Here is a 26304-nt window from a genome sequence, read left to right on the forward strand (position 1 = left end):
GTGTCGGTCGAACTCTGGCAACGTTGCGTGGATGTGCTGCGCGACGAGTTGCCTTCGCAACAATTCAATACCTGGATCCGGCCACTGCAGGTGGAAGCGGAAGGGGATGAGCTGCGGGTGTTCGCGCCCAACCGCTTCGTGCTCGACTGGGTCAACGAGAAATACCTGGGTCGCCTGCTCGAATTGCTCGAGGAGCATGCCGACGACGGTATCGCCCCGGTGCTGTCCTTGCTGATCGGCAGCAAGCGCAGCAACAAGCCGCGCGCGGTCCAGACGCCGAGCAGCCAGAGCACTCCGTTGCCACCACCGGTGCAGGCGTCGCAACCGATCCAGTCGGACATCGTCACCGCGGGTGTTGCCCTGGAAGACGTGACGGCGGAATTGGCCGACGAGCCGGTCGTCAAGACCGAACGTACCGTGCAGGTGGAGGGTGCGCTCAAGCACACCAGCTATCTGAACCGTACCTTCACCTTCGAGAACTTCGTCGAGGGCAAGTCCAACCAGCTGGCGCGCGCTGCGGCCTGGCAGGTGGCGGACAATCCCAAGCACGGGTACAACCCGCTCTTCCTTTATGGGGGCGTGGGTCTGGGCAAGACCCACCTGATGCACGCGGTGGGCAACCACCTGCTCAAGCGCAATCCGAACGCCAAGATCGTCTATCTGCATTCGGAGCGCTTCGTCGCCGACATGGTCAAGGCGCTGCAGCTCAACGCCATCAACGAATTCAAGCGTTTCTACCGCTCGGTGGATGCGCTGCTGATCGATGACATCCAGTTCTTCGCCCGCAAGGAGCGTTCGCAGGAAGAGTTTTTCCACACCTTCAATGCCCTGCTCGAAGGTGGACAACAGGTGATCCTCACCAGCGACCGCTATCCCAAGGAGATCGATGGCCTGGAAGAGCGGCTCAAGTCGCGCTTCGGCTGGGGGCTCACCGTGGCCGTGGAGCCGCCGGAGCTGGAGACGCGGGTGGCGATCCTGATGAAGAAGGCCGACCAGGCCAAGGTCGACCTGCCTCACGACGCCGCCTTCTTCATTGCCCAGCGCATCCGCTCCAACGTGCGGGAACTGGAAGGCGCGCTCAAGCGGGTGATCGCCCATGCCCACTTCATGGGCCGCGACATCACCATCGAGCTGATCCGCGAGTCGCTGAAGGATCTGCTGGCGCTGCAGGACAAGCTGGTCAGCATCGACAACATTCAGCGCACCGCGGCCGAGTACTACAAGATCAAGATCGCCGATCTACTGTCAAAACGCCGCTCGCGCTCGGTCGCCCGGCCGCGGCAGGTCGCCATGGCGCTGTCCAAGGAACTGACCAACCACAGCCTGCCGGAAATCGGCGACGCCTTTGGCGGGCGCGATCACACGACGGTGTTGCATGCCTGTCGCAAGATCGCCGAACTTCGGGAATCCGACGCGGATATCCGCGAGGATTACAAGAACCTGCTGCGTACCCTGACCACTTGACGGACGCGGCCCTGGCAAGGACCTGACCATGCATTTCACCATTCAACGCGAAGCCCTGTTGAAACCGCTGCAGCTGGTGGCCGGTGTCGTGGAACGTCGGCAAACGCTGCCGGTGCTGTCCAACGTACTTCTGGTCGTGGAAGGCCAGCGCCTCTCGCTGACCGGTACCGACCTGGAGGTCGAACTGGTTGGCCGGGTCGATCTGGAAGAAGCCGCCGAAGCCGGCGAGATCACCGTGCCGGCGCGCAAGCTGATGGACATCTGCAAGAGCCTGCAGCCCGATGCGCTGATCGACATCCGCACCGAGGAGCAGAAGCTGCTGATCCGCGCCGGACGCAGCCGTTTCACCCTGTCCACCCTGCCGGCCAATGACTTCCCCACCGTGGAGGAAGGTCCGGGTTCGCTTAACTTCAGCATTCCCCAGGGCCGTCTGCGCCGCCTTATCGAGCGCACCGGCTTCGCCATGGCCCAGCAGGACGTGCGCTACTACCTCAACGGCATGCTGCTGGAAGCCAGCACCGGGCGCCTGCGCGCCGTGGCCACCGATGGTCACCGCCTGGCCATGTGCATGCTGGAGGCCGATGTCGACCAGGCCGAGAAGCACCAGGTCATCGTGCCGCGCAAGGGCATCCTGGAGCTGTCGCGCCTGCTCACCGAACCGGAAGAGCCGGTCAACGTGGTCCTTGGCCAGCACCATATCCGCGCCACCACCGGCGATTTCACCTTTACCTCCAAGCTGGTGGACGGCAAGTTCCCCGACTACGAGCGCGTGCTGCCGCGGCATGGCGACAAGCTGGTACTGGGCGAGCGCCAGCATCTGCGCGAAGCCTTCAGCCGCACCGCCATTCTCTCCAACGAGAAGTACCGTGGTATCCGCCTGCAGCTGGAAAACGGCTTCATGAAGATCCAGGCCAACAACCCGGAGCAGGAAGAGGCCGAGGAAGAACTGCAGGTCGACTACGACGGCGGCAGCCTGGAGATCGGTTTCAACGTCAGCTACCTGCTCGACGTGCTCGGCGTGATGACCACCGACCAGGTGCGCATCACCCTGTCCGATTCCAGCAGCAGTGCGCTGTTGCAGGAGGCGGGCAACGACGACTCCTCCTATGTCGTGATGCCGATGCGCCTCTGATCGCCGTTCGATGACGCTGATCCGCTTCAACGCCGACCGCCTGCGCAATCTGCAGGCGGTCGCGCTTCAGCCCTCGCCCCGGGTCAACCTCCTGCATGGCGCCAACGGCAGCGGCAAGACCAGCCTGCTGGAAGCCATCCACCTGCTGGGCCTGGCCCGCTCCTTTCGCAGCACCAAGCTGGCGCCGGTCATCCAGCACGAGCAGGCCAGTTGCACGGTGTTCGGCCAGGTGCGGCTGCCCGGTGGGCAGGACTGCAGCCTGGGCATCCAGCGCGAGCGCGGTGGTGACTACCAGATCCGCATCAATGGCGAGAATGCCCGCAGCGCGGCGCAGCTGGCCGAGGTGCTGCCGCTGCAGCTGATCAACCCTGACGGCTTCCGGTTGCTCGAAGGCAGTCCCAAGATCAGGCGGCAGTTTCTCGACTGGGGCGTGTTCCACGAGGAACAGCGATTTCTGCCGCTATGGCAACGCCTGCAAAAGGCGCTCAGACAGCGAAATCACTGGCTCAGACGTGGTAAAATCGACCCTGCGGCGCAGGCCGCCTGGGATCAGGAACTGGCCCTGGCCAGCGCCGAGATCGATGGCTTTCGCCAGGCTTATATCCAGCGTCTGAAGCCGGAATTCACCACGGTACTGGCCGAGCTGATCCAGCTCGATGGCCTGACCCTGAGCTACTACCGCGGCTGGGACCGCGAGCGCGATCTGCGCGAGGTGCTGGCGGACAGTCTGCCGCGGGATCTGCAGCTGGGACATACCCAGGCCGGGCCCCAGCGCGCCGACCTGCGCATTCGCATCGGCAACCACAACGCGGCGGACATCCTGTCGCGCGGCCAACAGAAGCTGGTGGTGTGCGCGTTGCGCATCGCCCAAGGGCGGTTGGTCAACCAGGTCAAGCGGGGCCAGTGCGTCTATCTCATCGACGACCTGCCCTCGGAACTGGACGAGGGACACCGGCTGGCCTTGTGCCGGCTGCTGGAGGCACTGGAGTGCCAAGTCTTCATCACCTGTGTCGAGCGCGAGACGCTACAGGCCGCCTGGCGGCCGGAGACAGAGGTCAGCGTGTTTCACGTGGAACACGGCCATATCAAGCAGACCCACACTAGCGGGAGCCAAGCATGAGCGAGACCAATACCTACGACTCTTCCAGCATCAAGGTGCTGAAGGGACTGGATGCCGTGCGCAAGCGCCCCGGCATGTACATCGGTGACACCGATGACGGCACCGGCCTGCACCACATGGTCTTCGAGGTGGTGGACAACTCCATCGACGAGGCCCTGGCCGGCTTCTGCAGCGAGATCAGCATCACCATCCACATGGATGAATCCATCACCGTGCGCGACAACGGCCGCGGCATCCCGGTGGACATCCACAAGGAAGAAGGCGTTTCGGCGGCCGAGGTCATCATGACCGTGCTGCACGCCGGCGGTAAGTTCGACGACAACACCTACAAGGTGTCCGGCGGCCTGCACGGCGTGGGCGTCTCGGTGGTGAACGCCCTGTCCGAGGAGCTGCGGCTGACCATTCGCCGCGCCGGCCAGCTGTGGGAGCAGGTCTATGTGCACGGCGTACCCCAGGCGCCGCTGGCAGTGATCGGCGAGACCGACACCACCGGTACCCAGGTGCATTTCAAGCCGTCCGCCGAGACCTTCAACAACATCCAGTTCAGCTGGGACATCCTGGCCAAGCGGATTCGCGAACTGTCCTTCCTCAACTCCGGCGTCGGCATCGTCCTGCGCGACGAGCGCAGTGGCAAGGAAGAGCTGTTCAAGTACGAGGGCGGCCTGCGCGCCTTCGTCGACTACCTGAACACCAACAAGACCGCGGTGAACGAGGTGTTCCACTTCCAGGTGCAGCGCGAAGACGATGGCGTCGGCGTGGAAGTGGCGCTGCAGTGGAACGACAGCTTCAACGAGAACATCCTCTGCTTCACCAACAACATTCCCCAGCGCGATGGCGGCACCCACCTGGCGGGCTTTCGCTCGGCGCTGACACGCAACCTGAACAGCTACATCGAGGCCGAGGGCCTGGCCAAGAAGTTCAAGGTGGCCACCACCGGTGACGACGCCCGTGAAGGCCTGACCGCCATCATCTCGGTCAAGGTGCCGGATCCCAAGTTCTCCTCCCAGACCAAGGACAAGCTGGTCTCCTCCGAGGTGAAGACCGCGGTGGAACAGGAGATGGGCAAGCACTTCTCCGACTTCCTGCTGGAGAACCCCAACGAAGCCAAGGCGGTGGTCGGCAAGATGATCGACGCGGCCCGGGCCCGGGAAGCGGCGCGCAAGGCGCGCGAGATGACCCGCCGCAAGGGCGCCCTGGACATCGCCGGCCTGCCGGGCAAGCTGGCGGACTGCCAGGAGAAGGACCCGGCGCTGTCCGAACTCTACATCGTGGAGGGTGACTCCGCCGGTGGTTCGGCCAAACAGGGCCGCAACCGGCGCACCCAGGCGATCCTGCCGCTCAAGGGCAAGATCCTCAACGTGGAGAAGGCGCGCTTCGATAAGATGCTCTCCTCCCAGGAGGTGGGCACCCTGATCACCGCGCTGGGCTGCGGCATCGGCCGCGAAGAATTCAACATCGACAAGCTGCGCTACCACAACATCATCATCATGACCGATGCCGATGTGGACGGTTCGCACATCCGTACCCTGCTGCTGACCTTCTTCTTCCGCCAGATGCCGCTGCTGATCGAGCGGGGCTACATCTACATCGCCCAGCCGCCGCTGTACAAGGTGAAGCGTGGCAAGCAGGAGCAGTACATCAAGGACGACGAGGCGATGGAGGAATACCTGACCCAGACCGCCCTGGAAGAGGCCAGCCTCCACGTCAACGAGAACGCCCCGGGCCTGTCCGGTGTGGAACTCGAAAAGCTGGTGAACAGCTATCGCCAGGTGATGAAGACCTTCAAGCGCCTGTCGCGGCTGTATCCGGCCGCCGTCAGCGAACACCTGCTGTACCTGCCGCGGGTCGGTGTCGATCAGCTGGCTGATGAAGCGGCAATGCGTCAGTGGCTGGAAGGCCTTAGCGCGCGCCTGCAGACCTCCGAGCGCTCTGGCACTACCTACCGCGTCAGCTTGCGCGAGGACCGCGAGCGAGGCCTATGGCTACCAGAGGTGGAAACCCGCGCCCATGGCCTGTCCAGCTACGTCACCTTCAACCGGGATTTCTTCGGCAGCAACGATTACCGCCTGGTGACCGAGCTGGCCGCCCAGCTGGACAACCTGCTGGAAGAAGGCGCCTATGCCAAGCGCGGTGAACGCCGTCGCCCGGTCAGCACGTTCAAGGAAGCCTGGGAATGGCTGATGAACGAGACCAGCAAGAGATTCAACATTCAGCGCTACAAGGGCCTGGGTGAGATGAATCCGGATCAGCTGTGGGAAACCACCATGGACCCGAACGTGCGCCGCATGCTGCAGGTAACCATCGAGGATGCCGTAGCTGCCGATCAGATCTTCAATACCCTGATGGGCGATCACGTGGAGCCGCGTCGCGACTTCATCGAGAGCAACGCCTTGGCGGTATCGAACCTCGACGTCTGATCGACTGCGGTTATGCACAAGCCCCGCCATGCGGGGCTTTTTTGTGGAAAACATTCTGGCTAGAGAGTCGCGCCGTTTCGTTCCACGACAACGAACGCCGTTCATCTTATAGCCGAAGGTTTTGTGGATAGTTTTCCTCAGCCGCTTTTCATCAACGCCGAAAATATCCGTAAAGGGGCCGTGCTATGCGGCATAGAGACACAGGATATAAAGGACGTTCCTGTGGATAAGCCTGGGAATAAGCTTGTCGGTACTTGTGGATGACGGTCAATCCGCGCTAGCAACCCAAAATTCGGATACGCGAAAAGCTTGGCTCAGCCTGTGGATAAGTCTGTGGGAAAAGGGAGGAAAAGAGGTGGAAACATCCAGGCCTTGCGGCCTGGCATTCAGGCTACGCAGCGCTCGGCCGGGTTGGCATCGGGCTTGGGGGCCAGGGCCTGCTCGATGAAGGCGAAGCAGCGATTATTGAGATCGACGATGGCACGGGGATCCTGGCCCTGGGGATGGAGCAGCGGGCCGATGCTGACCTTGATGGTCCCCGGCGACTTGATCCAGGAGCGATTGGGCCAGTAGGCGCCGGCATCGTGGGCGATGGGCAGGATGGGCACGTTGAGGCTGCAGGCCAGGGCGGCGCCACCGCGGGAGAACTTGCCCATCTGACCGTAATCGATGCGGGTGCCCTGGGGAAAGATTAGTACCCAGCAGCCCTGGGCGAGATAACGGCCGCCCTGCTCGGTCAGTTGCTGCAGGGCCAGTTTGCCGTTGTCACGGTCGATGGCGATGGGCTTGAGCAGCGAGAAGGCCCAGCCAAAGAAGGGAATCCTGAGCAATTCGCGCTTGATCACCTGGGAGGTGGGCTCGAACTGGGCGGACAGGAAGAAGGTTTCCCAGGTGCTCTGGTGGTTGGCCACGATCACGCACGGCTGCGCCGGGACGTTTTCCAGGCCGTCGATCTCGTAGCGGATGCCGCAGATGACCTTGGCCAGCCAGACGGCGAAACCGGTCCAGGCCTTGACCACCAGCCGATAGCGGGCGCGATAGGCCAGGAAGGGCGCGATCAGCAGGCTGACGCAGGACCAGAGGATGCCGCTGGTCCCCAGCAGCACATAGAACAACAGGGTACGCAAGAGCCGCATCAGGGCGCTTCCTCGAGCAGATGATCAGCCACCGTCGCCAGGTCGGCGAAGACCCGGGTACCGGATGGCAAAGGCTTGGCCAGGGTGCGCTCGCCCTTGCCGGTACGCACCAGGTAGGGCGTGCAGCCAAGGGCCATGCCGGCTTCCAGATCGCGCAAGCTGTCGCCCACCACCGGGACACCGCCCAGGTCGACACGGCCATAGTGGTAGGCGATGGCGCGAAACAGGCCGGGCAGCGGCTTGCGGCAGTCGCAGCCGGCTTCCGGGCCATGGGGGCAGTGGAGGATCAGGTCGACCCGACCGCCCTCCTCCGCCAGCAGCCGCTGCAGTTTCTCGTGCATGGCCGCGAGGTCGTCTTCCGTGAAGTAGCCGCGCGCCAGACCGGACTGGTTGGTGGCCACGGCCACCTGCCAACCGGCCCGGTTCAGCCGGGCGATGGCCGCCAGGCTACCGGGCAGCGGTTGCCACTGCGCGGCACTGCGTACGTAGTCATCGGAATCGACATTGATGACGCCGTCGCGGTCCAGCACGATCAGTTTCATGCCTTAGCCCAGCACCGAGATGTCGGCGATGCCGAGGAACAGGCCACGCAGGTGAGCGAGCAGCGCATAGCGATTGGCGCGGACACGCTCGTCCTCGGCGTTGACCAGCACCTCGTCGAAGAAGGCATCCACCGGCGCGCGCAGACTGGCCAGGCGCTCCAGGGCTGCGCCATAGCGACGGGCTTCGGCCAGGGGCGCGGCATCCCGCTCGGCCTCGGCGATGGCGGCGGCCAGGGTGCGTTCGGCGTCAGTCTCGAACAGGGCGGCATCGGCCTGGGCCGCGACCCGGCCTTCGAACTTGCCGAGCAGGTTGGAGACGCGCTTGTTGGCGGCGGCCAGGGCCTCGGCCTCCGGCAGACGACGGAAGGCCTGCACGGCCTGGACGCGCTGGTCGAAGTCCAGCGCCGAGGCCGGACGCAGGGCGCGTACCGCCAGGTAGGCCGCGGTGTCGACGCCTTCGTCCTCGTAGCGGGCACGCAAACGGTCGAAGACGAAATCCAGCACCTGCTCCTGCAGGCCGGCAGCCTTGACCCGCTCACCATAGCCGGCGATGGCGAAGGCGACGGCGGCTGGCAGATCCAGCTCCAGGCCCTTCTCGATGAGGATGCGCAGCACACCCAGGGCCTGACGGCGCAGGGCGAAGGGATCCTTGCTGCCGGTGGGCAGCATGCCGATGCCGAAGATGCCGACCAGGGTGTCGAGCTTGTCGGCCAGGGCCACGGCGGCGCCGGTCAGGGTCTGCGGCAGTTCGGCGCCAGCACCGCGCGGCATGTACTGCTCGTTGAGCGCCAGGGCCACGTCTTCGGCCTCGCCGCCTTTTTTGGCGTAGTAGTAGCCGGCGATGCCCTGCATCTCGGGGAATTCGCCGACCATCTCGGTGGCCAGGTCGCACTTGGCGAGGACGCCGGCACGGTGGGCGCGCTCGGCATCACCGCCGATGCGTTCGGCGATAAAGGCGGCCAGGGTGGCGACGCGCTGGGCCTTGTCGTAGACGGTGCCGAGCTGGGCCTGGAAGACCACGTTCTTGAGGCGCTCGTTGAAGCTTTCCAGCGGCTGCTTCTGGTCCTGCTTGAAGAAGAACTCGGCGTCGGTGAGACGGGGGCGGACCACCTTCTCGTTGCCGCTGATGATCTGCGCGGGATCCTTGCTTTCCAGGTTGGCCACGGTGATGAAGCGCGGCAGCAGCTTGCCCTGGGCGTCCAGCAGGCAGAAGTACTTCTGGTTGTCCTGCATGGTAGTGATCAGGGCTTCCTGGGGCACCTCGAGGAAACGTTCCTCGAAGGCGCAGACCAGCGGCACCGGCCATTCCACCAGGGCGGTCACCTCATCCAGCAGCGCGGGTGGCACCACGGCGCTGCCCTGCTCCGCCGCGGCCAGCTCGGCGACGCGGGATTCGATGAGCTGGCGGCGCTCGGCGAAGTCGGCCAGCACATGGGCGGCGCGCAGGTCGGCGGCGTAGTGGGCCGGGGCGCTGATGCGCACGGCGTCGGGATGGTGGAAGCGATGGCCGCGGGACTCACGGCCGGCACGGCGGGTGAGGATCTCGCAGTCGATGACCTCATCACCCAGCAGCATCACCAGCCACTGAGTGGGACGGACGAACTCCTCGCGGCGGGCGGCCCAGCGCATGCGCTTGGGAATCGGCAGCTCGGCCAGGGAGGCTTCGACGATGCCGGGCAGCAGGCTGGCCGCCGGCTGACCAGGAATGCTCTGGGAGAATCTCAGCTTGGGGCCGCTACGATCGATGGCGCTGATGTCGACGCCACACTTGCGGGCGAAGCCCAGGGCCGCCTGGGTGGGCTGGCCATCGGCGCCAAAGGCGGCCTGTAGAGGCGGGCCGTCCAGGTTGACGCTGCGCTCGGGCTGCTGGGTCTGCAGGGCTTCGACCAGCACGGCCAGGCGGCGCGGCGCGGCATAGGCGCGGGCGCTGGCATAGCCGAGACCGGCCTGCTTGAGGCCCTTCTCGATACCGGCGAGAAAGCTGTCGCCCAGGGTCTTGAGCGCCTTGGGTGGCAGTTCTTCGGTACCCAGTTCGACCAGGAAATCCAGAGTGGTGCTCATCATTCGCCCTCCTTGAGCAGCGCCTGGACATCGTCGCGACCCAGGACCTCGTCACGCAGCGCGGGGCTGGCCAGCGGGAAGCCCAGCCGGGCACGGGCCTTGAAGTAGCCCTGGGCGACGCTGCGTGCCAGGGTGCGCACGCGCAGGATGTAACGCTGGCGCTCGGTCACCGAGATGGCGCGGCGGGCGTCCAGCAGGTTGAAGGTGTGGGAGGCCTTGAGCACCATCTCGTAGGTGGGCAGCGGCAGGTCCAGGGCGATTAGGCGATTGGCCTCGGACTCGTAGAAGTCGAACAGTTCGAACAGCTTGGGCACATTGGCGTGCTCGAAGTTGTAGGTGCTCTGCTCCACTTCGTTCTGGTGGAAGACGTCGCCGTAGGTCACGGTGCCGAAGGGGCCGTCGGCCCAGATCAGGTCGTAGACCGAGTCCACGCCCTGCAGGTACATGGCCAGGCGTTCCAGGCCATAGGTGATCTCGCCGGTCACCGGATAGCACTCGATACCGCCCGCCTGCTGGAAGTAGGTGAACTGGGTGACTTCCATGCCGTTGAGCCAGATTTCCCAGCCCAGACCCCAGGCGCCCAGGGTGGGCGATTCCCAGTTGTCCTCGACGAAGCGCACGTCGTGCACCAGCGGATCCAGGCCGATGGCGGCCAGGGAGCCGAGGTAGAGCTCCTGGAAGTTGTCCGGATTGGGCTTGAGGACCACCTGGAACTGGTAGTAGTGCTGCAGGCGATTGGGGTTCTCGCCATAGCGGCCGTCGGTGGGGCGGCGGCTGGGCTGCACATAGGCGGCGTTCCAGGTCTCGGGACCGATGGCGCGCAGGAAGGTGGCGGTGTGGAAGGTACCGGCGCCGACTTCCATGTCATAGGGCTGGAGTACCACGCAGCCCTGCTCGGCCCAGTATTGCTGCAAGGCCAGGATCAAGTCTTGGAAGGTGCGCACGGTGGGCTTGGACTGGCTCACGAAAGATACCCGTTCGGCTGCGACGAAAAGCCGGGGAGTATAGCTGAAAGCCGGAGGTGGCCGCATGGGGGCTTTAGGGCTGCCTGACGGGAAAGTGCCTGCTCCCGTTAACGCAACCGTGGGCCAGCGTAGGTTGGGTTGAGCGTAGCGAAGCCCAACACTGTCTTGGGGCGCCGGTGATGTTGGGCTTCGACGATAGCGCCGTCTCAACCCAACCTACGGTCTAGCGCCGCCATGGCTGCGATACGCTGGCAATCTGATAGCGTGGAAATGCGCCTGGCGAGGCCGTTGGATACGTCTCATCGACCTGGCAACTGCGCTAAGGTGACGTCTCCCCTCGCCGTCCGAGCCTTCGCCATGCCGCGTTGTTTCTGGTGCACCGCCGATCCGCTGTACATCGAGTATCACGACCATGAATGGGGCGTGCCCCAGCGCGATCCGGCGGTGCTCTTCGAATTTCTCCTGCTGGAAGGCTTCCAGGCCGGACTGTCGTGGATCACCGTGCTGAAGAAGCGCGAGCGCTATCGCCAAGTGCTGCATGGCTTCGATCCCCAGCGCCTGGCGCAGCTGAGCGATGCCGAGATCGCCGTGCTGATGCAGGACCCGGGCATCATCCGCAATGGCGCCAAGCTGCGCGCCGCTCGTCAGAATGCCCAGGCCTGGCTGAGACTCGAAGACCCTTCCGGTTGGCTGTGGTCCTTTGTCGGTGGCGCAACCAGGATCAATCACTTTCGCGATCGCCAGGAGGTGCCGGCGATCACCTCGGAAGCCGAGGCCATGAGCAAGGCGCTCAAGCGGGCCGGTTTCACCTTTGTCGGTCCGACCATCTGCTACGCCTTCATGCAGGCCATGGGTCTGGTGATGGACCATACCCTCGATTGCGACCGCCATGCCGAATTGGCGTCTTCGTCGGCAGAACTGCAGGAAAAGTCGAATGTATAGGCGTCAGTTGGCGCGAACCTTACGCTTTCTTAACGTTTCCGGGACTTGTAGACGCTAAACTGTCGGCGCATTCAGACAGGAGTCCCTCTTTTGGAAAGATTCAAAGGCGCGCTGATGATCGCCTTCCTGCGCCTTTTCGCCCTGCTGCCCTGGCCATTGGTCCAGCGCCTGGGTGGATTCATCGGCTGGTGCATGTGGAGGCTGCCGACCCGCGCCAGCAAGGTTACCCGCATCAACCTCGCCCACTGTTTCCCCGAACTCGACGCCGCCGGCCTGGAGCGGCTGTCGCGCGAGTGCCTGCGCGGCATCGGCAAGACCCTGACCGAGAGCGCCTGCGCCTGGATCTGGTCGCCCCAGCGTTCCCTGCGCCTGGTGCGCGAGGTGGAAGGCATGGACGTCCTGCAGGAAGCCCTGGCCTCCGGCGATGGCGTGGTGGGCATCACCAGCCACCTGGGCAACTGGGAGTTGCTCAACCACTTCTATTGCTCCCATGCCAAGCCGATCATCTTCTATCGGCCGCCCAAGCTGAAGGCGGTGGACGACCTGCTCAAGCGCCAGCGGGTCCAGCTGGGCAACCGCGTGGCGCCCTCCACGCCGGAAGGCATCATCAGCGTGATCAAGGAAGTCCGGCGCGGCGGCGCCGTGGGGATTCCGGCCGATCCCGAGCCGAGTCGCAGCGCCGGCCTCTTCGTGCCCTTTCTCGGCACCACCGCCCTGACCAGCAAGTTCGTGCCCTCGCTGCTGGCGCGCGGCAAGGCCCGCGGGGTGTTCTTCCATGCCGTGCGCCTGGCAGACGGCAGCGGCTACAAGGTGATCCTGGAGGCCGCGCCGCCGGCCATGTACGACCCGGATCCGGAAGTCTCGGTGGCCGCCATGAGCGAGGTGCTGGCCGGCTACGTACGGCGTTATCCGACCCAGTACATGTGGAGCATGAAGAGGTTCAAGAATCGCCCGGATGGCGAGGAGAAGTGGTACTGAGGTCTTTCGCCCGGGTCCTGCCCGGGCGCTGAGGGGCAGGCGGTGGTCCTATGACCTATCGCTCGGCGCTTCGCCAGGACCGTTCGGTCGGCGCGTGGCTGACAGCCGCTGGGCTTTGCCGGAAGCTGCCCGGACCTCTAGGGAACGCCCAAGCCAGGGAGTCAGGCGATGAATTCGCGCGATCAGCGCCAACATACCCGTACCCCACTCAAGTGCCGGCTGTGGATCGCCTATCCGGACGGCGAGATCGTCGGTGAGACCCGCGACCTGTCCGATGGTGGCGTCTATGTGGTGCATCCCGAGCTGACCCGGCTACCGCAGGGCACCCGCGTGGTCGGCCAGGTACTCGATCTGCCGATCGAAGCGCCCAAGGTGACCATGGAAGTCATGCGCACCGACGGCGACGGCGCGGGCCTCAGGTTCCTGCGCGATCAGGACTGAGCGCGGCGCGCCAGGCGCTTGAGAAACACCGTCATCTCCTTTTCCGCCTGCTTGTCGCCCTTGGCCTGCGCCGCCTGCAGGCCCTGGGTCCAGGCCGCCTCGGCGCTGGCCAGATCGCCGCTCCCCTCATGGGCCTTGCCCAGCAGCTTCCAGGCCGCCGAATAGGCCGGATCGAATTCGACGCAGCGCGCCAGGTGCTCGATCGCCCGCGCCGGCTCCCCGGCATCCAGATAGCCCTTGCCCAGACCGAACCTGAGCAGGGCGTTGTCCTGGCCGCGGGCGAGCATCTTCTCCAGGGATTCGAGCATGGCGGGATTCCTACTTGGCGATCTTGATCAGCTTGCAGTAATAGAAGCCGTCGTGGCCGTCGGGCTGCGGCAGGAGCTGGCGGCCATGGGGCTGGGCGAGGCCCCAGGGGGCGGGGATATCCAGTTCGCGGGCGCCCGGGGTGCGGGCGAGAAAGGCGGCGAGGTTGTCGCTGTTTTCTTCCGGTAGCACCGAACAGGTGGCATAGACCAGGATGCCGCCCACCTCCAGCGTCGGCCAGAGGGCGTCCAGCAGTTCGCCCTGCAGCTGCACTAGGGGCGCGATGTCGTTGGCCTGGCGGGTCAGCTTGATGTCCGGATGGCGGCGGATCACCCCGGTGGCGCTGCAGGGAGCGTCCAGCAGGATGCGCTGGAAGGGCGTGCCGTCCCACCAGTCGGCCACGGCGCGGCCGTCGGCGGCCAGGGTGCGGGCGGTGAGGCCCAGGCGGGCCAGATTCTGCTCGACCCGCTGCAGACGGCCGGCATCGGCGTCCAGCGCCACCACCTCGGCCAGCCCCGGTTCGCGTTCCAGCAGGTGGCAGGTCTTGCCACCGGGCGCGGCACAGGCGTCCAGCACCCGCTGGCCGGGTGCCAGCTCCAGGAGTTCGGCGGCCAGCTGGGCGGCTTCGTCCTGCACGCTGAGACGCCCCGTGGCAAAGCCCGGCAGGGCGGTGACGTCCTGGGGCTGCAGCAGGCGGATGCCGTCGGCGCTGAAGGCGCAGGGCACGGCCTCGATGCCGGCGGCGGCCAGCTCGGCCAGATAGCTGTCGCGACTGCCCTGACGGCGATTGACCCTGAGAATCAGTGGCGGATGCAGGTTGTTGGCGGTGGCGATGGCTTCCCACTGCTCCGGCCAGCGTGCCTTGAGCATCTTCTGCAGCCAGCGCGGATGGGCCAGGCGCGCGGCGGGATCATGCTCCAGGGCCGGCAACAGGCTGTCGTATTCGCGCTGGGCGCGGCGCAGCACGGCGTTGAGCAGACCCTTGGCCGAGGATTTCTTCAGTTTGTCGACGCAACCCACCGTCTCGCCGATGGCGGCATGGGCCGGGATGCGGGTATGGAACAGCTGGTAGAGCCCGATCAGCAGCAGGGCTTCGAGATCGCGGTCGCCGGCCTTGAAGGGTTTTTCCATGAGCTTTTCCGCCAGCAGCGACAGGCGCGGCTGCCAGCGGGCAGTGCCGAAGGCCAGATCCTGGGCCAGGGCGCGGTCACGCGGATCGACCTTGGCCAGTTGCTCGGGCAGGCTGCTGCCCAGGGAGGCACGTCCGGCAAGGACCGCCGCCAGGGCGCGGGTAGCCGCCAGTCGCGGATTCATAGACCCAGCACCTGACCGGGGGCGAAGCGCTCGCGACGGGCGTTATAGAGATCGGCGAAGCCCAGTGGCTTGCCACCGGGCAGCTGCAGGCGGGTCAGGCGCAAGGCACCCTCGCCACAGGCGACCAGCAGGCCGGAGCGATCGGCATCCAGCACCATGCCCGCCACGCCCTGCCCTTCGGCCAGTTCCGCGGCCCAGACCTTGAGTGGCTCGCCGGCCAGGGCGGTGTGGCACAGCGGCCAGGGATTGAAGGCGCGGATACGGCGCTCCAGCTCCGCCGCCGGACGACCCCAGTCCAGCCGGGCCTCGTCCTTGTTGAGCTTGTGGGCGTAGGTGGCCAGGTTGTCGTCCTGCACCTCGCCCGGCAGACTCCCGTCGGCCAGACCCGGCAGGGCCTGGACCACGGCAGCGGCGCCCAGGGCGGCCAGGCGATCGTGCAGGCTGCCTCCGGTGTCCGTGGCGGTCAGCGGCGTGGTCACCTTGCTCAGCATGGGACCAGTATCCAGACCGGCTTCCATGCGCATCACGGTGACCCCGGACTCGGCATCGCCGGCCTCTAGGGCGCGCTGGATGGGCGCGGCGCCGCGCCAGCGCGGCAGCAGCGAGGCATGGCTGTTGATGCAGCCCAGACGGGGGATGTCGAGCACCGCCTGAGGCAGGATCAGGCCGTAGGCCACCACCACCAGCAGATCGGGTTCCAGCGCCGCCAGGGTGGCCTGGGCGGCGGGATCGCGCAGGGTCGGCGGCTGCTGCACGGGGATGCCGTGGCTCAGCGCCAACTGCTTGACCGGACTCATGGCCAGTTTCTGGCCACGCCCGGCGGGGCGATCCGGCTGGGTGTAGACGGCGGCGATGGGATAACCGGCGTCGATCAGCGCCTGCAGGTGCACGGCGGCGAATTCCGGGGTTCCGGCGAAGACGAGGCGAAGGGATCTGGACATGGCGGACCTGGCGGAAAGGGCGAGCGGCGGACGCCGATGACGCCGTCCGCCAGGGCGATCAGGCCTTGTGGCGCTGCTGCTTTTCGAGCTTCTTCTTGATGCGATCGCGCTTGAGCGGCGACAGATAGTCGACGAACAGCTTGCCGTCGAGGTGATCGATCTCGTGCTGGATGCACACCGCCAGCAGGCCGTCGCATTCCAGTTCGAAGGGCTTGCCGTCGCGGTCCAGGGCCTTGACCCGGACGCGCTCGGGGCGGCAGACCTTTTCGTAGAAACCGGGGATCGACAGGCAGCCTTCCTGGTACTCGCCCAGTTCCTGGGTGAGCGGCTCGGCCTCGGGATTGATGAAGACCAGGGGTTCGCTCTTGTCTTCGCTGACGTCGATCACCACCAGGCGACGGTGGACGTTGACCTGGGTGGCTGCCAGACCGATGCCGGGCGCTTCGTACATGGTCTCGAACATGTCGTCGATGGTCTGGCGCAGGGCGTCGTCCACCGTGTCGATGGGCTTGGCAACGGTGCGCAGGCGGGGATCGGGGAATTCGAGGATGTCTAGGATCGCCATGGCGTTGAGGGCACTTGTGGAATACAGTCAAGGGGCGCTGCTAAGATGCCGCAGCGTTGTATCCACCCGGCTCGGGCTGGTCCCGAACGGTGGATGACGTCGGTCGACGGGGATGGGCGCCTGCGCCGCCCGGTGCCGACAAAGGTGGCGATCAGGGCACGACTGGGGCGATTCCCCGACGTTTGCGTGAAGACGGTTCTTCAAAGCTAAGTGTAAAGGGATTCGACGCATGAGGAAATCTTTGTTCGCCCTGGCGCTGGTTGCAGCGGGCGCCCTACAGTCGGCGTATGCGGCGGTCACCCTGCGACAGGATCACCCGGAAAGCTATACCGTGGTCCGCGGCGATACCCTCTGGGACATCTCCGCCAGATTCCTCAGCAAACCCTGGGAATGGCCGGAGATCTGGCAGGCCAATCCGCAGATCAAGAATCCCCACCTCATCTATCCCGGCGATACCCTGGTGTTGAGCTATGTCGACGGTCAGCCGCGCCTGCAACTCAACCGCGGCGCCTCGCGCGGCACGGTCAAGCTGTCACCCACGGTGCGCAGCACGCCCATCGCCGAAGCCATCCCGGCCATTCCGCTGGAAGCGGTCAACAGCTTCCTGCTGCAGAATCGCGCCATCGATTCGGCCGAACAATTCCAGGCGGCGCCCTATGTGGTGGCCGGCAACGCCGAGCGCGTGGTGAGCGGCGCTGGCGATCGCATCTATGTGCGCGGCAAGCTGCAACCGGGCGTCTCGGCCTATGGCATCTATCGCCAGGGCAAGACCTATGTCGATCCCAAGACCGGTGCCTTCCTCGGCATCAACGGCGACTTCATCGGCAGCGCCGATCTGGTTACCCAGGAAGGCGACATCGCCACCCTGCGGCTGACCCGCACCACCCAGGAGGTCCGCCTGGGCGACCGGCTGTTCCCCACCGAGGAGCGGCTGGTGAATTCCACCTTCATGCCCAGCGCGCCGGCGCGTGACATCAGCGGCCTGATCCTCGACGTGCCCCGTGGCGTCACCCAGGTCGGCCAGTTCGATGTGGTCACCCTGAACAAGGGCACCCGCGATGGCCTGACCGAAGGCAATGTGCTGGCGGTCAACAAGACCGGCGAGACGGTGCGCGATCGCATCACCGGCGAGCTGGTGAAAATCCCCGACGAGCGCGCCGGCCTGCTGATGGTGTTTCGCACCTACGACAAGATCAGCTACGGCCTGATCCTGACCGCCACTCGCCAGCTGGAAATCATGGACAAGGTGCGCAACCCCTAACCCCTCCCGGGTCGCCAGGACGGCGACCGGCCACCTCTCAAGGACGACACCATGGCCAGCTTCTCCCCTGCCGAGCTGGACGCCCGGCTTCGCCTGCATGCCCTGCCGGAACTCGGCGCGGTGCGCCAGCGCCTGCTGCTGGATGCCTTTGGCAGCGCCGCTGCCGCCCTCAGTGCCCCCGCCTCGGCCTGGCGCGCCCTGCGCCTGCCGGCGGTGGCCGCGGATGCTCGTCGCAGCCCGGCGACCCGCGAACGGGTCGATCAGGCCCTGGCCTGGCTGGACGGCCCCGAACGCCACCTGCTCTGCCTGGGTGACGAGCGCTATCCGGCGTTGCTGGCCGAGATCGCCGATCCACCGCCGCTGCTGTTCGCCGAAGGACAGGTCGCGTTGCTCGAACGGCCGCAACTGGCCCTGGTCGGCAGTCGCCAGGCCAGTGCCCAGGGGCTGGACAATGCCCGGCGTTTCGCCCACAGCCTGGCCGCGGCCGGCTTCTGCATCACCAGTGGCCTGGCGCTGGGCATCGATGGCGCGGCGCATCAGGGCGCCCTGGAGGCCGGCGGCGGCACGGTCGCCGTGCTGGGCACCGGCTTGCGACAGCTCTATCCGCGCCGGCACCTGGGTCTTACCCGGCGCCTGCTGGCCGAGGGTGGCGCGCTGGTTTCGGAGTTGCCGCTGGACTGCACCCCCCAGGCCGCCAACTTCCCGCGGCGCAATCGGATCATCAGCGGTCTCAGCCTGGGTACCCTGGTGGTGGAGGCCAGCCCCTCCAGCGGTTCGCTGATCACCGCGCGGCTGGCTGCCGAGCAGGGCCGCGAAGTGTTCGCCCTGCCCGGCTCCATCCATCATCCCGGCGCCCGCGGCTGTCATCAGCTGATCCGCGAGGGCGCGCAACTGGTGGAAAGCGTGGAACACATCCTCGACGCCCTGCAGGGCTGGCGCAGCCTGGCCCCACTCGCCGCGGCCGCGGCAGTGGAGGATCATCCCCTGCTGCGCCACCTGACCGCCGGACCGCTCAACAGCGAAGAGCTGGCGCGGCTCTGCGGCCTGTCGCTGTCGGAGGTCCTGGTCCAGCTGACCGAGCTGGAGCTGGAAGGCCGGGTGGTGGCGCAGCAGGGCAGCTGGAGTCGTCTCGGCTAGCGGCGGATGACTGGTATCGGCAGCGCGCTCGGGTAGACTTCAGGGATTTGGCGGAGGCTAGGCGATGCATAACAGCTGGCGAGTGCGGCAGGCGGCGCGAATCGTGCGCGAGGGGGGCGTCCTGGCCTACCCCACCGAGGCCGTCTGGGGCCTGGGCTGCGATCCCTGGGATCAGGCCGCGGTCTATCGCCTGCTGATGCTTAAGCGGCGGCCGATGGAAAAGGGTCTGATCCTGGTGGCCGACAACATCCGCCAGTTCGACTTCCTGCTCCACGATCTGCCCGAGGCCTCCCTGGCCAAGCTGGCCAGCACCTGGCCGGGCCCCAACACCTGGCTGGTGCCGCACCACAATCGCCTGCCCGGCTGGGTGACCGGCGCCCACGCCACCGTGGCGTTGCGGGTCTCCGAGCATCCCCTGGTGGGCGAACTCTGCGCCCTGACCGGGCCGCTGATCTCCACCTCGGCCAATCCCGCCGGGCGCCCGGCCGCGCGCACCCGGCTGCGGGTCCAGCAGTACTTTCCCGATAACCTGGACGGTATTCTCATGGGCGAACTGGGCGGGCGCAAGAATCCCAGCGTGATTCGCGACCTGGTGACCGGCAAGGTCTTCCGGCCCTAGGGCCTAGGTCAATCGAGCAGCTGGCGCAGCAACCGCGCCAGCGCATCGATCTGGAACGGCTTGGCCAGCGAGAGCTCGCCATTCGGGGTCGGCCGCTCGGCGTGACCGCTGACGAACAGCACCGGCAGCTCCGGCCAGCGCTCGCGCAGACGCCCTGCCAGCTCGGCACCGTCGAGATCCGGCAGGCCGAGGTCGGTGATCAGCAGGTCACAGGGCAGATCGCCGTCGACCAGGGTCAGCGCCGCCGAGGCACTGGCGGCGGTGCGCACGCGATAGCCCAGCTCGGTGAGCATCTCACGTAGCAGCAATCGCACCGAAACATCGTCTTCCACCAGCAGCAGGCGTTCGCCCCGGCTCTGGGCGATGGCTGGCTGGGGCGTGTCGCTCGCCGCCGGCCGCTCGGGCGGGGCGCAGGGCAGCCAGAGGCTGACCCGGGTGCCACTGCCCAATTCGCTCTCCAGGGTCACATGGCCACCCGACTGTTTGATGAAGCCATAGAGCATCGACAGACCCAGGCCGGTGCCCTGGCCAATGGGCTTGGTGGTGAAGAAGGGATCGAAGGCGCGATCCACCACCTCGGCCGGCATGCCGCTGCCGGTGTCGGCGATGGTCAGGCGTACGTAATCGCCTGGTGGCAGGTCATGCTCGGCGGCCAGGTCGGTAAGGTGATCGAGGGCGGTTTCCAGGGTCAGCTGGCCGCCTTCGGTCATGGCATCGCGAGCATTGATCACCAGATTCAGCAGGGCGTTCTCCAGCTGGTTGGTGTCGGTGCGTGCCGGTGGCAACTGCAGCGCGAGGCTGCTGCGCAGGCTGATGCGTTCGCCCAGGGTGCGCTGGAAGAGTTCTTCCAGGGACAGAATCAGGTCATTGACGTTTACCGGCCGCGGGTCGAGAGTCTGCCGACGCGCGAAGGCCAGCAGGCGATGGGTCAGGGCAGCGGCGCGGGTGGCGGATTGCTCGGCGGTGTCCAGGTAGCGCTGCAGGTTGTCGTGGCGCCCCTGGTCCAGGCGGCGGCGCAGCAATTCCAGGGAGCCGCTGATGCCGGTGAGCAGGTTGTTGAAGTCATGGGCGATGCCGCCGGTGAGATGGCCGATGGCTTCCATCTTCTGCGCCTGGCGCAGCGCGGCCTCGGCGTTCTGCAGGGCCAGGGCGGCGTCGTGCTCGACGGTGACGTCGCGACCGAAGACATAGATGCGTCCGTCGTGATCGGCAGTGGCCTTCCACATCATGTGGCGCCAGTGACCGTCGCGGGTGCGCAGGCGCCCGGGCAGATCGCTGAGCACCTCGCCGTGGCGCAGGGCGGCCAGGCGCGGAAATACCGGCGGATCGTCCGGATGCTCCAGCGAGGTCGGCGGCTGATGACGCAATTCCTCGTCGTCCCAGCCCAGGGCCCGGCCCCAGGCAGGATTGCGGCTGAGCCAGCGTTGCCCCTGGATGACGCCGAGCAGGTCGTCGGCCACACGCCACATGCGGTCACGCTCGACGGTGCGTTCGTGGACGCGCTGTTCCAGCAATTCGGCCAGCCGCCGCAGGCGGTGCTCGGCCATGCGGATCTCGCTGACGTCGGTGTGCACGCCCACCCATTCGCAGACCACGCCATTCTCCCGCACCGGCAGGGCACGCACGCTGAAGGTGCGCCATTGACCATCGCGACAGCGCAGGCGGTGCTCGTCGTGGAAATCCACCTGCTGCTGCACCGCCAGGCGCCAGCGGCGCAGGGTGCGGGGAGCATCCTCGGGATGCAGGGCATCGGCCCAGCCGTCCTGCTGATACTGCGCATAACTCTGCCCGGTCAGGGTGCTCCAGGCGAGTTGTTCGCCGAGCAGATGGCCCTGGGCGTTGCTGGTCCAGACCACTCCCTGCACTGCCTCCACGGCATTGCGGAAGCGCTGGTTGGACAGGTGCAGCGCGGCTTCGGCCTGCTTGCGCTGGGTGAGATCCACCACCACCAGACTCACCGACAGCGCCTGGCCGACTTCCGACTGCAGCGGCGAGCCGTGCAGGCTGACCCAGACCACCGTGCCGTCGGGGCGCAGGAAGCGCTGGTCCAGCTTGAAGCTGTCGCCCCGCTCGCGCAGGGTGTCGAGGTGGCGCTCCAGGATGGCCCGATCCTCGGGATGGGTCTGGGCCTGCAGGGTCTGCTCCAGCACCCCGACCTCGTTACGATCGAGCATTTCGCAATAGCGACGATTGGCGAGCAGGATGCGCCCGCGGGCGTCGGTCTGGCAGATGCCGACCGCCGCCTGGTTGATCAGGCTGGCCAGGCGCGCGCTGTGTTCGCGCAGGGCGGTTTCGGCATCGACGCGCTGCTGGACGTCGTCGAACAGGGTGACCGAGGCGATCACCTCGCCGGTGGCGGAGCGGACCGGCGCGCTGGAGACCTCCAGCAGCCGGATGCTGCCGTCGGGCCGCCGATAGCGCATCAGTTCGGGCGCCACCGCCTGGCCGCTGCGCAGCACCCGTACCGTGGGATAGTCGTCCACCGCATAGGGCTGGCCATTGGCGTGCAGGGCGCCGATGGCGCCATAGCGTTCGTCCAGCGTCTCGCCGGCCGGACGTCTGCCCAGCAGGGTATCGACGCGGTCGTTGAGCATCACCGCTTCTTCGCTGCCGGCCTCGGTGATGGAGATGCCCAGGGGCGCCTGCTGCAGCACGCTGGCCAGCAGCCCCTGTTCCAGCGACAACCGCCGTTCGAGGTGGCGGACCTGGTCCTGGGTCTGCTGCCGCATGAGCAGGGCGCCCAGCAGCAGGGCCAATTGATCCAGCACCAGCCGGGTATCCGCCTCGACGGCGCCGCCCAGTTGCAGATAGCCCAGGGGCTGAGTGGCAGGACCGAAGGGGATGAGCAACTCACCCACCGGCGGACTGCCCGCCTCGGCCACGGACAGCAGCCGCGCCTGGGGATCGTCGGCCAGGTCCCGCAGGGCCTGGGTGGCGCACAGTCGCAAGGCGGCCAGATCCGTGGTGCCGCCGAGGCGCCGTGACCATTCGCCGAGCGCCTGCAGGCGTTGCGGCAGCTCCCGCTCGGCGCTGCGCCGGGCGGCGAAACGGGCACGACTCGCCGGGGCCTGCCAGACATGCAGCAACCAGCCCACGGCGACCTCGGCCCGGCGCAGCGGCACCAGATGCAGGTCGAGGCGTACCAGATGACCGTCGCGGTGGCGCAGGCCCTTGGTCTGGCAGCGTTCGAGGGCGGTCAGCCAGCCGTCGGCCGGCGGCTCCGGGAGCAGCAGACCGACGATGGATTCACCGAGCCAGTCCTGCGCCGTCCAGCCCAGCAGCCGGGCGACGTTCGGGCACCACTGCCCGATCCGCCCTTCGGCGGTCAGGGTGATGAGCGCCGTGTCCGTGGCGGTGTCGAGCAGGCTGGCGAGGGGGCTGGAGATAGGCATGACGAGGGCAGCGATCCGGCCGATTCTGGAAAGAACGTCGAGGCCGAGGCGACCTGACTGTCCGAGATAGACCGGCGTTTACCCCCGTCGTGCCGCCTGGGTGCGGGAAACTTAATGGCCGTCACGATTTACCCGGCCAGGCATCCGGGTGCTTCGCCTCAGGGCAGCAGGATGGTCGAGCCGCTGGTCTCGCGACCTGACAGCGCCCGGTGCGCCTCCTGCACTTCGGCCAGTGGATAGCGTCGGCCGATGTCCACCTGGATGCGGCCATCGCCGATCAGCTCGAACAGCTGATCGGCCATGTCCTGCAGGGCTTCGGGGGAGGCGGCGTAGGTGGCCAGGGTCGGCCGGGTCACATAGAGCGAGCCTTTCTGCGAGAGAATACCCAGATTGACCCCGGTGACCGCGCCGGAAGCGTTGCCGAAGCTGACCATGAGACCGCGTGGGGCCAGGCAGTCCAGCGACATCTCCCAGGTGTCCTTGCCGACGCCGTCGTAGACCACCGGCACCTTGGCGCCCTCGGTCAATTCGCGGACCCGCGCCGGGACGTCTTCCTGGCGGTAGTCGATCACCGCCCAGGCGCCCAGCGCCTTGGCCTTTTCCAGCTTTTCCGGGGAGCCGGCGGTGCCGATCAGGCGCACGCCCAGGGCCTTGGCCCACTGGCAGGCCAGGGAGCCGACGCCCCCGGCCGCGGCATGGAACAGCACGGTGTCGCCGGCCTGCAGCGGATAAGTCTGGCGCAGCAGGTACTGCACGGTCAGTCCCTTGAGCATAACGGCGGCGCCCTGTTCGAAGGAGATCGCCTCCGGCAGGTGCACCAGATGCCGCTCGGGCAGCACATGGACCTCGGCATAGGCGCCCAGCGGCCCGGTGGCATAGGCCACGCGATCGCCGGCCTTGAAGCGGGTGACGGCGCTGCCGACCGCTTCCACCACCCCGGCCCCTTCGGTGCCCAGGCCCGAGGGCAGCGCCGGCGGCGGATAGAGGCCGCTGCGGTAATAGGTCTCGATGAAGTTGAGGCCGATGGCGTGGTTGCGCACCTGCACCTCGTCGGGGCCGGGCGCGGCGGGTTCGAAATCCACAAGTTCGAGTACTTCGGGACCACCGGTGCGGCTGAACTGGATGCGCTGGGCCATGCTTGAGTATCTCCTGGTTGGAGCCCTTGGCCGGGCTCTCTTGGGGTGAGCCTTCATCCAAGCCGCAACCGCGGGCCACGTCAACCGGTCGGATACGGGTGTTATGCTCTGCGCCCTCCCCGCCTGTTGTGGAAATCCTTGCGATGAATCCCTCCCTGGAGGCCGTCAAGGCCTATCTGCTCGATCTGCAGGAGCGCATCTGCGCCGCACTGGAAGCCGAGGATGGCAGCGCAGCTTTCGCCGAAGACGCCTGGACCCGGCCGACCGGCGGTGGTGGCCGCACCCGGGTGATTGCCGACGGCGCCCTGCTGGAAAAGGGCGGCGTGAACTTCTCCCATGTGCATGGCGACAGCCTGCCGCCCTCGGCCAGCGCCCATCGCCCGGAACTGGCCGGGCGCAGCTTCGAGGCCATGGGTGTCTCCCTGGTCATGCACCCGCGCAATCCTCATATCCCCACGGCTCACGCCAATGTGCGCTTCTTTCTCGCCGAGAAGCCCGGCGAGGCGCCGGTCTGGTGGTTCGGTGGCGGTCTCGACCTCACCCCCTACTACGGCAACGAGGCCGACTGCGTGCACTGGCACCAGGTCTGCCATGACGCCTGCGCGCCCTTCGGCACCGACGTCTATCCGCGCTACAAGGCCTGGTGCGACCGCTATTTCCACCTCAAGCACCGGGGCGAACCGCGCGGCATCGGCGGCCTGTTCTTCGACGACCTGAACGACTGGGACTTCGACACCTGCTTCGCCTTCCAGCGCGCCATCGGCGATGCCTTCGTCGACGCCTACCTGCCCATCGTCCAGCGCCGCCGCGACCAGCCCTACGGTCAGGCCGAGCGGGAATTCCAGGCCTATCGCCGCGGTCGCTACGTGGAATTCAACCTGGTCTATGACCGCGGCACCCTGTTCGGCCTGCAATCCGGCGGGCGCACCGAGTCCATCCTCATGTCGCTGCCGCCCGAGGTGCGCTGGGGCTATGACTGGAAACCCGTGCCCGGCTCGCCGGAAGCGCGGCTGACCGACTTCTTTCTCACCGACCGCGACTGGCTCGCGCTCGCCCCGACGCCCGCAGGATAGAGCCCATGGATCGCTACGCCGTCTTCGGCAATCCCATCGCCCACAGCAAGTCGCCGCTGATCCACAGCCTGTTCGCCGACCAGACCGGCCAACGCCTGCACTACGGGACGCTGCTGGCGCCGCTGGACGGCTTCAGCGAAAGCGCCCGCAGTTTCTTCCAGAGCGGCCTGGGCGCCAATGTCACGGTGCCCTTCAAGGAAGAGGCCTACCAGCTGTGCGCTGAACTCACCCCCCGTGCGCGCCGCGCCGGGGCGGTCAACACCCTCAAGCGCCAGCCTGACGGTCGCCTGCTCGGCGACAACACCGACGGCGCCGGCCTGGTCCGGGATCTCACGGTCAACGCCGGTCTGCAGCTGGCCGGCCAGCGCGTCCTGGTGCTGGGCGCCGGCGGCGCCGTACGCGGCGTGCTGGAGCCGTTGCTGGCCTGCAATCCCGGACAACTGGTGCTGGCCAATCGCACCGAACTCAAGGCGGTGCAACTGGCGCGGGAGTTCGCCGAGCTGGGGGCCATCGAGGTGGCCGCCTTCTCCACCCTGAGAGAGCCCTTCGACGTCATCATCAACGGCACCTCGGCCAGTCTCGGTGGCGGTCGCCCGCCCCTGTCGGAGGCGGTCATCGGCCCGCAGACGGTGACCTACGACATGATGTACGGCAAGGGCCTTACCCCCTTCAATCGTTGGGCGCAGGACGAGGGTGCCTTCCACACCCTGGACGGCCTGGGCATGCTGGTGGAACAGGCCGCCGAGGCCTTCGAACTCTGGCGCGGCGTGCGTCCCGACAGCGCCCCGGTACTGGCGGAGTTGCGGCGGCAGCTGGGTTAGTTCCGCGACGCTGTTGGGTTTCGCTGCGCTCAGCCCAACCTACGGGAGCGGCGTCGTAGGTTGGGCTGAGGCGGTTCTATCGCCGAAGCCCAACGAGCAGGGGCACGAGGCCAGAGACACCGGCCACGCCTGGGCGACGCCGAAGCCGATTTCGACTACCAGGAACATTGCCAGCAAGGGACTGGCGCCCTGGTACAGCGCCCAGGCCTGCCAGAAGGCGAACAGGCCCCTGGCCACGGCGTCGTAGCGTCCCAGCAGCAGCGAAGGCCTGACCAGGCGCAGCACGGACCAGACGCACACCAGGGAGCCCAGCAGATTGCCCAGCAGCAGGGCTTCCGGCGGGAACTCCGCCAGGGGCGCCAGGCCCAGTGCCTGGCCGAGACCGTCGAGCTGCCGCAGCAGCCAGGCGAGACTCCAGGGGGTGGCGAAGGGCGCGGTAACCAGCAGATCATAGAGGGCGCTGGCACGGACCAGCCGCAGATAGGGCGCAAGCTTCCACATGGACGGACTTCCTTGAACGAGAGGAAGTCCAGTGTCGACC

Annotated in this window: 23 protein-coding genes; 12 read left to right on the forward strand and 11 right to left on the reverse strand. The window is 66.7% G+C overall.

Going from position 1 to position 26304, the window contains the following annotated elements; genetic code table 11:
* From dnaA to gyrB, 4 genes are read left to right on the forward strand one after another with little or no spacing between them, the layout of a single operon-like run.
* Positions 1–1464: a chromosomal replication initiator protein DnaA gene (gene dnaA / locus AABM56_RS00005; RefSeq protein ID WP_347883775.1), complete on the forward strand. Its 1464-nt coding sequence runs from the start codon at positions 1–3 to the stop codon at positions 1462–1464.
* Positions 1465–1492: 28 nt separating this feature from the next.
* Positions 1493–2596 (forward strand): DNA polymerase III subunit beta, encoded by a 1104-nt coding sequence (gene dnaN / locus AABM56_RS00010; RefSeq protein ID WP_133860226.1) that lies wholly within the window; start codon positions 1493–1495, stop codon positions 2594–2596.
* A gap of 10 nt (positions 2597–2606) precedes the next feature.
* The gene (gene recF, locus AABM56_RS00015; RefSeq protein ID WP_133860227.1) at positions 2607–3716 is read left to right on the forward strand and encodes a DNA replication/repair protein RecF; all 1110 of its coding nucleotides are present in this window, start codon (positions 2607–2609) and stop codon (positions 3714–3716) included.
* The gene (gyrB, locus tag AABM56_RS00020) at positions 3713–6133 is read left to right on the forward strand and encodes a DNA topoisomerase (ATP-hydrolyzing) subunit B (RefSeq protein WP_133860228.1); all 2421 of its coding nucleotides are present in this window, start codon (positions 3713–3715) and stop codon (positions 6131–6133) included. The genes recF and gyrB overlap by 4 nt, the downstream gene beginning before the upstream one ends.
* A 386-nt stretch (positions 6134–6519) precedes the next feature.
* On the opposite strand, the gene AABM56_RS00025 is transcribed toward gyrB, so the two are convergent.
* The 4 genes from AABM56_RS00025 to glyQ are packed head-to-tail and all read right to left on the reverse strand — an operon-like array spanning position 6520 to position 10837.
* Complete coding sequence (locus AABM56_RS00025; protein WP_133860229.1) at positions 6520–7269, reverse strand: 1-acyl-sn-glycerol-3-phosphate acyltransferase; 750 nt, start codon at positions 7267–7269, stop codon at positions 6520–6522.
* Entirely contained in the window at positions 7269–7811 is a 543-nt protein-coding gene (gene gmhB / locus AABM56_RS00030) for a D-glycero-beta-D-manno-heptose 1,7-bisphosphate 7-phosphatase (protein WP_133860230.1), read from the reverse strand. Before gmhB ends, AABM56_RS00025 begins: the two co-directional genes overlap by 1 nt.
* Positions 7812–7814: 3 nt before the next feature.
* Positions 7815–9872 (reverse strand): glycine--tRNA ligase subunit beta, encoded by a 2058-nt coding sequence (gene glyS / locus AABM56_RS00035; RefSeq protein ID WP_133860231.1) that lies wholly within the window; start codon positions 9870–9872, stop codon positions 7815–7817.
* Complete coding sequence (gene glyQ / locus AABM56_RS00040) at positions 9872–10837, reverse strand: glycine--tRNA ligase subunit alpha (protein WP_133860232.1); 966 nt, start codon at positions 10835–10837, stop codon at positions 9872–9874. The genes glyS and glyQ overlap by 1 nt, the downstream gene beginning before the upstream one ends.
* A 357-nt stretch (positions 10838–11194) precedes the next feature.
* On the opposite strand from glyQ, the gene AABM56_RS00045 reads away from it, so the two are divergent.
* The 3 genes from AABM56_RS00045 to AABM56_RS00055 all read left to right on the forward strand — a co-directional run bounded on the left by AABM56_RS00045 (position 11195) and on the right by AABM56_RS00055 (position 13198).
* The gene (locus AABM56_RS00045; protein ID WP_133860233.1) at positions 11195–11779 is read left to right on the forward strand and encodes a DNA-3-methyladenine glycosylase I; all 585 of its coding nucleotides are present in this window, start codon (positions 11195–11197) and stop codon (positions 11777–11779) included.
* 90 nt (positions 11780–11869) lie between these two features.
* A complete protein-coding gene (locus tag AABM56_RS00050) occupies positions 11870–12757 on the forward strand; it encodes a lysophospholipid acyltransferase (RefSeq protein ID WP_133860234.1) in 888 nt (295 codons plus the stop codon).
* A gap of 168 nt (positions 12758–12925) precedes the next feature.
* Positions 12926–13198: a PilZ domain-containing protein gene (locus tag AABM56_RS00055; protein ID WP_007160145.1), complete on the forward strand. Its 273-nt coding sequence runs from the start codon at positions 12926–12928 to the stop codon at positions 13196–13198.
* Here AABM56_RS00055 and AABM56_RS00060 read toward each other — a convergent pair.
* Genes AABM56_RS00060 through def form a run of 4 tightly spaced genes read right to left on the reverse strand, consistent with a single transcriptional unit; the run spans position 13189 to position 16324 of the window.
* Positions 13189–13506: a tetratricopeptide repeat protein gene (locus AABM56_RS00060; RefSeq protein ID WP_133860235.1), complete on the reverse strand. Its 318-nt coding sequence runs from the start codon at positions 13504–13506 to the stop codon at positions 13189–13191. The genes AABM56_RS00055 and AABM56_RS00060 overlap by 10 nt on opposite strands.
* Before the next feature lie 10 nt (positions 13507–13516).
* Positions 13517–14818 (reverse strand): 16S rRNA (cytosine(967)-C(5))-methyltransferase RsmB, encoded by a 1302-nt coding sequence (gene rsmB / locus AABM56_RS00065; protein ID WP_133860236.1) that lies wholly within the window; start codon positions 14816–14818, stop codon positions 13517–13519.
* The gene (fmt, locus tag AABM56_RS00070) at positions 14815–15759 is read right to left on the reverse strand and encodes a methionyl-tRNA formyltransferase (protein ID WP_133860237.1); all 945 of its coding nucleotides are present in this window, start codon (positions 15757–15759) and stop codon (positions 14815–14817) included. Before fmt ends, rsmB begins: the two co-directional genes overlap by 4 nt.
* Positions 15760–15817: 58 nt before the next feature.
* Positions 15818–16324, reverse strand: a complete 507-nt coding sequence (def, locus tag AABM56_RS00075; protein ID WP_007160149.1) for a peptide deformylase — start codon at positions 16322–16324, stop codon at positions 15818–15820.
* Between the two features lie 229 nt (positions 16325–16553).
* Between def and AABM56_RS00080 the strand changes: the two genes are divergently transcribed.
* The 3 genes from AABM56_RS00080 (at position 16554) to AABM56_RS00090 (ending at position 19341) form a co-directional block, all read left to right on the forward strand.
* The gene (locus AABM56_RS00080; RefSeq protein WP_133860238.1) at positions 16554–17585 is read left to right on the forward strand and encodes a LysM peptidoglycan-binding domain-containing protein; all 1032 of its coding nucleotides are present in this window, start codon (positions 16554–16556) and stop codon (positions 17583–17585) included.
* A 51-nt stretch (positions 17586–17636) separates the two neighbouring features.
* Complete coding sequence (dprA, locus tag AABM56_RS00085) at positions 17637–18722, forward strand: DNA-processing protein DprA (protein ID WP_347883776.1); 1086 nt, start codon at positions 17637–17639, stop codon at positions 18720–18722.
* Positions 18723–18786: 64 nt separating this feature from the next.
* Positions 18787–19341: an L-threonylcarbamoyladenylate synthase gene (locus tag AABM56_RS00090; RefSeq protein ID WP_133860240.1), complete on the forward strand. Its 555-nt coding sequence runs from the start codon at positions 18787–18789 to the stop codon at positions 19339–19341.
* A gap of 8 nt (positions 19342–19349) precedes the next feature.
* Here AABM56_RS00090 and AABM56_RS00095 read toward each other — a convergent pair whose 3' ends face one another.
* On the reverse strand, positions 19350–22733 hold the full coding sequence (locus AABM56_RS00095; protein ID WP_133860241.1) for a PAS domain S-box protein: 3384 nt from the start codon (positions 22731–22733) through the stop codon (positions 19350–19352).
* A 158-nt stretch (positions 22734–22891) separates the two neighbouring features.
* Positions 22892–23869 carry an NADPH:quinone reductase gene (locus AABM56_RS00100; RefSeq protein ID WP_133860242.1) on the reverse strand — a complete coding sequence of 326 codons (978 nt, stop codon included), beginning with the start codon at positions 23867–23869 and terminating at the stop codon, positions 22892–22894.
* A gap of 143 nt (positions 23870–24012) precedes the next feature.
* Between AABM56_RS00100 and hemF the strand changes: the two genes are divergently transcribed.
* Both hemF and aroE read left to right on the forward strand, forming a co-directional pair.
* Positions 24013–24942, forward strand: coding sequence for an oxygen-dependent coproporphyrinogen oxidase (gene hemF, locus AABM56_RS00105; protein WP_133860243.1), 930 nt, complete (start codon positions 24013–24015; stop codon positions 24940–24942).
* Positions 24943–24947: 5 nt separating this feature from the next.
* Positions 24948–25763 carry a shikimate dehydrogenase gene (gene aroE, locus AABM56_RS00110; protein ID WP_347883777.1) on the forward strand — a complete coding sequence of 272 codons (816 nt, stop codon included), beginning with the start codon at positions 24948–24950 and terminating at the stop codon, positions 25761–25763.
* Positions 25764–25802: 39 nt separating this feature from the next.
* Here aroE and AABM56_RS00115 read toward each other — a convergent pair whose 3' ends face one another.
* Positions 25803–26264 carry a hypothetical protein gene (locus AABM56_RS00115; protein ID WP_263258555.1) on the reverse strand — a complete coding sequence of 154 codons (462 nt, stop codon included), beginning with the start codon at positions 26262–26264 and terminating at the stop codon, positions 25803–25805.
* Positions 26265–26304: the final 40 nt, after the last annotated feature.

Origin of the sequence: Pseudomonas aestiva (assembly GCF_039908605.1) — a bacterium.
GTDB classification, from domain to species: Bacteria; Pseudomonadota; Gammaproteobacteria; order Pseudomonadales; family Pseudomonadaceae; genus Chryseomonas; species Chryseomonas aestiva.